General features: G+C 50.8%; 2 protein-coding genes. Both read right to left on the reverse strand.

Translation table 11 applies throughout. The annotated features are described in order from the left end of the window. A partial coding sequence (locus EII23_RS12005) for a transposase (RefSeq protein WP_185702402.1) occupies nucleotides 1-364 on the reverse strand: 364 nt, incomplete at its 3' end. Between the two features lie 159 nt (nucleotides 365-523). Next, on the reverse strand, nucleotides 524-874 hold the full coding sequence (locus EII23_RS12010) for a helix-turn-helix domain-containing protein (protein WP_185702403.1): 351 nt from the start codon (nucleotides 872-874) through the stop codon (nucleotides 524-526). Nucleotides 875-993 lie beyond the last annotated feature (119 nt).

Genomic DNA, 993 nt, shown 5'->3' on the forward strand with positions numbered 1-993 from the left:
CCACGGCCTGGCGCAAATCCATCCCCCAATCCAGCCACTGCCCCACCCTGCATTTGACTGACAACCAGCAACGCTCTATCGGATTAAACTGCGGCAAATAAGGCGGCAAGTAAAGCAACAAACAGCGCGCTTTCTTCATAATCTCTTTCACTCTCCCGCCTTTGTGAAAAGCCGCATTGTCCATCACCACAACATGGGGCTGTTTTTCTCCGTTTGCGTCACGCGGCAGTCGTTCTACCAACGCCTCCAGCCAGCTTTCCACCACTTCCCTTGTACACGCCCCTTCAAATACCAGCAGCTCCATGAATTGCCCCTGTTTGTCTACCCCCGCCATGAAGTTAACCCGTCCCTGTCTTTTGCCCATCTGCTGTCCGTACTCGCGCCGGCCTTTATCCGATCAGCCCCAACGGTAAACGTCCCTTGCTAGCATGCCAGCTTCGTCCATGTAGAGGATACGCTCTGCGTCCAGGTATTATTTGCCATACAAAGCGTTGCTGTGCGCTTTTGTCACCTTCGGCATAGGTCAGGCTCTTTTTTTATGCGTAAATCCGAGCCGGTGCACCCAACGGCGTAGCGCTTCATAGCGGATTTTGCGCCCAAAACGCCGTTCAAAAGGGATGAGGAGATCGGAGATCGTGTTAAACGGGGTTTCCTGGAGAAACTGACGAAAGGCTTCAATGTCTTGAACGTGATGACTATGCCCTTTCTGATACTTTTCTTTGGCACAAGTTCTGCCTTCTTCCGCATAGATGCGCAGCCATTGGTCAAGGGTAGAGCGCTGTATCTTGAAGATTGTGCAGACTTCTGTCTTTTTCATGCCTTGTTCCAGGTGTGCTGCGATGGCTCTTTCTCTCATGGCTTGAGGGTATGGCATGGGTGGTCTCCGGGGAAATTGCTTGTTGTATAAAATTTAGAGGGGATTGTTATACAAGTCTTGCCGCAATAGCGGCATAAAAACAGTGCAAGGCAATTCCGCATCCAAATGAAATTAAG

The sequence above is a fragment of the Desulfovibrio sp. OH1186_COT-070 genome (assembly GCF_003860215.1).
Taxonomy (GTDB): Bacteria; Desulfobacterota; Desulfovibrionia; order Desulfovibrionales; family Desulfovibrionaceae; genus Desulfovibrio.